General features: G+C 56.1%; 4 protein-coding genes. 1 reads left to right on the forward strand and 3 read right to left on the reverse strand.

Going from position 1 to position 6,013, the window contains the following annotated elements; genetic code table 11:
• Window positions 1-7 precede the first annotated feature (7 nt).
• Window positions 8-847 carry an inositol monophosphatase family protein gene (locus tag ACQZ5K_RS20675; RefSeq protein ID WP_137005467.1) on the reverse strand — a complete coding sequence of 280 codons (840 nt, stop codon included), beginning with the start codon at window positions 845-847 and terminating at the stop codon, window positions 8-10.
• A 342-nt stretch (window positions 848-1,189) separates the two neighbouring features.
• Between ACQZ5K_RS20675 and ACQZ5K_RS20680 the strand changes: the two genes are divergently transcribed.
• Complete coding sequence (locus ACQZ5K_RS20680) at window positions 1,190-3,175, forward strand: putative bifunctional diguanylate cyclase/phosphodiesterase (protein WP_137005466.1); 1,986 nt, start codon at window positions 1,190-1,192, stop codon at window positions 3,173-3,175.
• A gap of 348 nt (window positions 3,176-3,523) precedes the next feature.
• Here ACQZ5K_RS20680 and ACQZ5K_RS20685 read toward each other — a convergent pair whose 3' ends face one another.
• Both ACQZ5K_RS20685 and ACQZ5K_RS20690 read right to left on the reverse strand, forming a co-directional pair.
• Window positions 3,524-4,624: a hypothetical protein gene (locus tag ACQZ5K_RS20685; RefSeq protein WP_137005465.1), complete on the reverse strand. Its 1,101-nt coding sequence runs from the start codon at window positions 4,622-4,624 to the stop codon at window positions 3,524-3,526.
• On the reverse strand, window positions 4,621-6,013 hold a 1,393-nt coding region (locus tag ACQZ5K_RS20690; protein ID WP_448741266.1), incomplete at its 5' end, for a DUF4150 domain-containing protein. The genes ACQZ5K_RS20685 and ACQZ5K_RS20690, both read right to left, overlap by 4 nt.

The raw sequence follows: 6,013 nt of genomic DNA on the forward strand, positions 1-6,013 counted from the left end.
CCATGAATCACGCCGATGCCGCCCGCGGACGATCCGACAGCTGCCGCGCGGCCAGCGCTATATTCGATGCCTGGCTGACGCCTTTGGCAACACCGGCGGCTGCGGCCAGCACCGGCCCGCCCTCCCTGAGACTGCCGATCTCCAGAAAAGGGCACACATCGCCGCCAGCTTCGCTGACGAGTAGCAGCCCTGCAAGACAATCCCATGAATTCATGTGCAATTCGAGATAGCCATCGGAACGGCCATCAGCCACATAGGCAAGCGCCAGCGCGCCGGAGCCGGCGCGGCGGACATTGGCGCCCATATCGAGCAGGTTCCTGACGACATCGAGATAGGTCGCATTCGCGATACGGGTGGACCACCCCATCTCGATCGAAGCAGCATCGAAGCGTTCCGTTTCCGCAGTCCTGATCGGTTGCCCGTTGCGCGTCGCTCCCTCGCCGCGGCGGGCGAAATAAAGCTCGCCAAGGGCGGGATTATAGATCGCCCCGATTTCGGTCTGGCCGTTTTCGACATAGGCGATGGAGATGCAGAAATGCGGAATGCCACGGGCAAAATTGGCGGTGCCATCGATGGGATCCACGACCCAGACGCGCTCACCGATCTCGCCGCCGCCCTCTTCCCCGAAAAAACTGTCTTCCGGGAAAGCGGCCATGATCGCGCCGCGAATATGCGCTTCGGAGGCAGCATCCGTCACCGTCAGAAAGTCCTGCGGCCCCTTCATCGAAAAGCTGCGCGTCGCCTCGCCCTGAAAACCTTTCAGCACCAGCTCCCCGGCGGAAAGAATAACGCTGCGGCACAATTCGGCACGCGCCGCCAATGTATCGCGATAGTGGATCGAATCCATGCGCAAGAACCATTTCTCAAAGTTTGAACACGCGTTCATATTGCACGCGCGTTCAAACTTTTCAAGGGGCGTTTAAAGGGAGCTAACGAACATTGGAAGCGGGCAGGCCGATCATGCCAATTCGATGGATTCGCCGCAACACGTGGCATGAAGCAAAGGGTTGCTTCACCCCCTAACAATATCCCCGCAGGAAACATTTAATACTGAAAACATTGGAATGTTGCGAAACGCAGCGCCTGCATCTTGCGGTTGACGCAGTTGTCTGTCGGTTAACCCTGTGTATTTCCAATGATGTAACGGGAATTATGTTACAAATGCCGTTCTGTATTTGAAGAGCCGTGAATGAAAATACTGACCGCCACACAGAAACTGCAGGACTTCATGTCCGTCCGGTCCGACAATCCTGATCTGCTGAAAGCACAGTACCGCGCTTTCACCCGACAGATGCCGATGATGTATTTCATCCTGCTTTCAAGCACATGGGCGCTTGCCGTGACGCATATGCGATTGGCGCCGCCTTGGCTCACCGTTGGAGTTCCCGCCCTCTTCACACTCGGCTGCACTCTCAGGGTCACCTTCTGGTGGAGGACGCGCGGCATGGATCCCGAACCGCGGGTGGCGCATGCAGCCCTTCGGCGCACCAATCGCCTCGCTGCCGGCATCGCAATGGCATTCACGCTCTGGTCTTTCCTGCTGGTGCCCTATGGGGATGCCTATACGCAATCCCACGTCGCCTTCTACATGGCGATTACCGTCATTTCCTGCATTTTCTGTCTGATGTATGTGCGCTCGGCCGCCTTCACGGTGACGCTCATCGTCAATGGCGCCTTCATCGCCTTTTTTCTGGCATCGCGGCAACCGACCTTTGTTGCCATTGCCATCAACGTGCTGCTGGTCTGCATCGGCATGATGTCCATTCTGCTGACCAACTACCGCAATTTCGAGCGCATGGTCATTTCACAACAGCGTACGGAAGCGCTCAGCAACGAAAACCTGCTGCTTGCCAATATCGACAGCCTGACGGAACTGCCCAACCGCCGCGCCTTTTTCGCTCACCTTGAGGCCGAGCTCGAAAAAGCCAGGGCCAACGGAACCCGGCTGGCGCTGGGTGTCATCGATCTGGACGGGTTCAAGCCTGTCAACGATCTTTACGGACACTCCGTGGGAGACAGGCTGCTTGTCAATGTCAGCAAACGCCTCACCGCCAATCTGAAAGCCAGCAGGGCCTTTCGGCTGGGCGGTGACGAATTCGCCATCGTCGCCCCGATCATACCGGATGACGCGCAACTCGTCACAAATGCCAATGCGATCTCCGAGCAGTTGAGGGCGCCTTACCATATGCCGGAAGGCACCGTGCATGTTTCCGCTTCCATGGGAATTGCCGTGTTTCCAAACCTCGCCTCCACGCTTGAACAGCTTTTCGACAGGGCGGATTATGCCCTTTACCACGCCAAGAAAACCCGGCGTGGCGATGCCGTTCTGTTCGATGCGGAGCACGAAAAGCAGATCAATATCGAAGCCCGCGTCGAGCACCTGCTCAAACAAAGGGATATGGAAAACGAGCTTTCGGTCGTATTCCAGCCGATCGTCGATATACGCGACGGAAGAACGGCAGGTTTTGAAGCGCTGGCGCGCTGGCACAGCCCGGTTCTCGGACATGTGCCGCCTTGCCAGTTCTTCCCCATCGCGGAACGGGCCGGCATCGTCGGTTCGCTGACACGGCCGCTTCTCAAGATGGCGCTCGCCTCCGCCGCCAAGTGGGAACCCTCCCTGCGCCTGTCGTTCAACCTTTCGGCCCAGGACCTCAATTCCCATGAGGGCGTGCTTTCCCTGCTCGGCATCATCGAAAACAGCAGCTTCGATGCACGACGGCTGGACCTTGAAATTACCGAGACGGCTTTTGCCCATGATTTCGAACAGGTCAGGCAATCGGTCGAAATGCTGCGCCGTCTCGGCTGCGGCATATCGCTGGACGATTTCGGCACCGGCTATTCCAGTCTGACACGACTGCATGCATTGCCGCTGACCAAGATCAAGGTCGACCGCAGCTTCGTCACGGACCTGCACGAAAAACCGGCCAGCTACAAAATCGTAAAATCCCTTCTCACCCTCAGCCGGGACATGGAACTGGAATGCGTGGTGGAAGGGGTGGAAACACCAGCCGAGCTTACCGCACTCCAAGGCCTCGGCGCCACGCTGGTGCAGGGCTATATCTATGCGCCGCCGCTTCGGGAAGAGGATGTCGGTGCGTTTCTTTCGGGCCAGGCGAGTCCCAAACATCGCACCAAATCCACAGCTCTCAAAAATCCAAACAAGGCTTGGTGGTAAGCTCCGATGCCCTCTCCAAGTAAAACTTCCCCAGCGCCGGAATAGGCATCACCGATGAGCCAGCCTGAGTCAGGGATACATCAGGCGCCAAAGAGACAATACGTGCCTCATCAAGGTCATACAGCCCTATTGCAGTGTCCCGGTGGCCCATGTGTCTCGGTATTGTGGTTCGCCGCTGTAGTTGTGTGTGTGTGGGGGGGGGATGCTCATGCCATTTCCTTCCCGGTCCACGTTGCTGCGATTTTAGGAGGCCTCAGGCAGACCCGACAGAAAACTAATCTTGTCCAAACTGCATGCTCACCTCAGCTGCCGCACCAATAACATTCGAAGCCTTCGGAAGCTCGCAACTCAGAGATCTGGGTGTTCTATCCGCTCCCAAGCCGCACCATCGAAGCGGAAAACATCTTTCGATGCGACGACCCAAAGCACGTTTTCGATCACCTGCGCAAAAAACGGACCATTGTCGATAGATTCGTTATCATCACGATTGCTCAAGCGCGGAAGAGGAGGATCAAATCTGCCAAAACTTCCTGTCTTGGGATCATACTCATAAAGACCGCCGGGACGAACGCTCGCCGCCATGACGAGTTTTTCCCGATACGGAGTGATCATGTGAAAGAGATTATGCTGCTGCCGTAATGCGACAGGCGAAAATCCCCGTGTGTGACTTCCGTGTATGAGAACACCTTCTCTCCCACATATCCAGACACTGTCAGGATTCTCGATGTAAATTCCGGTCAAAGCGGCTACCGGAATTGGAATTTTCAGTTCGTGCAACTCGTGACCATCCCAGAAACAAAGGACCGGTTTGGTACCGGGCCCCTCCTCCCCGCAAAGATAGATGGCTTCTTCCGACAACCCGTTTATGTCAAAGAACAGTATATCGCGGGAGGCTGGATTGAGGGCCGACCGAGTGACCCATTCCTGCCATTCCGGAGAAAGAAATTCCGGCTCTTTTTCAGGCTTTGCTTCCTCCTGCGCATTTGGGTTCAGCAACAATTTATCGGTCAGAAGACGCCAATCATTGTTCCCCTTGCGAACATAGATTTGCCCCCCCTCTCCGCAGGCATATAGGTGTTGCCCGATCTCGCGGATGCGAGTGAGACGCCCATAGCCTTTCGAATCGTCACTCCAACTACCGGCTCCCTGAATTTTCTCTTGAAAATTCTCCTTCCAGTAGGTGTGAAAAACGTCACCCTCCGACGACAGCAAAACGAAATAACCATCTGGCGTAGCGTGCTCAGCGCTATGATACACAGTCATGCTTTGAATATGGAAACCGAAGTCGGAATACGTCCAGTCCTGCGGCGGCACGTCGTCACGATCATACCGATAAAATCGGCCATCAGGATCGAAAGGTTCAGCATCGTCTCTCGTTGCGACAACGGCGAGCGTTTTGCCCGACCTCGCATATGCTCTCGTAAAATCGATAGGCAGCTTGGTTTTCATGGTTTTCTGGTCGCTCCTTCAACAGCTCCAGACTTCAAAGCCGATATGGTTTCTTCAGGAAGGGGAGGATATTGTTTAGCTCGTAAAAGCTGGAACGGATTTTTTCCAGCATATTGGGTCGTCAGGGCTGCCATAATCTCTTTTGCACAATCGGGCCTCACGCTTATCATAGCCTGGGCCGACGCCTGAACTACTTTATGTAAGGGTGCAGTGAAAGGTGGCGTTGAATTTCTACCGGCATTTTCGATCGCCTTGTCCGCCAGATGACCACCCCAGTGCTCGGTTTGCTCTACCCGGGCATTGCCAATAACACATATAGCCATACCATCATTAAGGCTGGGCATATTCGGAATGCGCTTATCGGCCTCCTCTCTCGCGCCATAACGAAGCGTCCAGTCCGGAACTATATGGTGAGCCTGCATGCCGTACTGACCACAGACGCTCTTCATCTTGCCGTAACGGTCGACTTGACACTTCTTGCGGTATTCGTCCCGATCGGAGACACGTACGGTTTCGCTCTGGGGTAATGCCTGTGGCCGACTTTCTGGTTCCTCACGCACTCGCTGCCGATGTCGACGGAGCTCCTCCATCGCCCAATCCCGCATCTCCCAGCTGTCGTGTCCGGCGTCGACACCCTCGTCGAACATTTCTTTGATCCGCCGCTCCTGATCGTCCCGTGGGACGACGTCAGACAGATTTGCACCATTATCGGGGATAAGGACGCTTGATAATATCCCGATGACATTTAGGCGGCGGGCCCAAATGCCCACCCTCGCGAGACGGCCAACTTTTGCAAGATCGCTCACAACCCTGTGAGGCGGGGTACGATACCACTGAGGCGCTCGGGCGGGTCCCGGGGTTATCACCCTTCCCGGACCACGAGGAACAGTCTGGGGGACAGTCGGCCTTGTCGCTGGCATTCCTCCGCGAAGTGCTTGCGCAGAGTTTTGAGCAGCCCCAGTCGTCGCTGCGGCAGCCGATCCCGCATAAGCGTATTTCTCGCCCTCTTTAAACGGCTCGGGCGACGCATCGCTCATAACCCGGTCTTCGTCCGACCCGTCCTGCCATCTGAGCGACCCCCGCACCGGATCATCATCCCTGGGAGGATCATAGGTCTGCGTGCTGCGGACGAAGATCGCCTCACCCTGGGTATTCCTGCTGTTCATATAAAAACGGTCGAGGTGTCGAATGACGTGCGAACCTTCGGCACGCACCTGATCGGCGTGCCCGATGGGTTCGCAGATGCTTTCCACCGTACCGGATTTTACCCCCTTGCGGCTGCCGGGCGCATCGCCGTGCACATGTGTCGTACACGAACGCATCACCATTGCCTTTTTGCCGGTGAACCGAACAGACGGCGTATAGTTTTTATCATGGCCGCAAAAATCC

This window comes from Agrobacterium sp. 22-226-1 (genome assembly GCF_053522345.1).

What these genes read in the sequence shown, in the direction of transcription:
- ACQZ5K_RS20680 (WP_137005466.1), top strand. Translation starts at nt 1,190, where the DNA reads ATGAAAATACTGACCGCCACACAGAAACTGCAGGACTTCATGTCCGTC.
- ACQZ5K_RS20675 (WP_137005467.1), bottom strand. Translation starts at nt 847, where the DNA reads ATGGATTCGATCCACTATCGCGATACATTGGCGGCGCGTGCCGAATTG.
- ACQZ5K_RS20685 (WP_137005465.1), bottom strand. Translation starts at nt 4,624, where the DNA reads ATGAAAACCAAGCTGCCTATCGATTTTACGAGAGCATATGCGAGGTCG.